Raw genomic sequence first — 301 nt, forward strand, 5'->3', positions numbered from 1 at the left:
CCTCCATCAACGGCGCGAATCCGGCCATGTGCAGCGCTATCTTGCCTGACTTGTAGGAGGCATTCACGTCGCCGCCGGCCCGGATCATTCTTTCCACTAGTGGCAAAACCGTATCGCGGTAATACCCAGCCGGCATGGTTTGATACCTCGGTAGACGGCCAGCATCGAATCGAGATGGCGAATCTGCGCTGCCGCGATAAACCCTCTAGCGACAGCCCGTACGCCCTTATCCGACGCTAGCAACGCGAACTCGTCGTTGCCCAGCCGGTCGAGAACGTCCGCACAGACGAGACCGGACTCG

General features: G+C 60.1%; 1 protein-coding gene. It reads right to left on the reverse strand.

The window, feature by feature from the left end:
• Nucleotides 1-96: 96 nt before the first annotated feature.
• The coding region (locus SB717_RS34905; protein WP_410907465.1) for a hypothetical protein at nt 97-301 on the reverse strand (205 nt) is incomplete at its 5' end.

It is taken from the genome of Priestia sp. SIMBA_032, from assembly GCF_046535215.1.
Lineage (GTDB): Bacteria > Bacillota > Bacilli > Bacillales > Bacillaceae_H > Priestia > Priestia aryabhattai.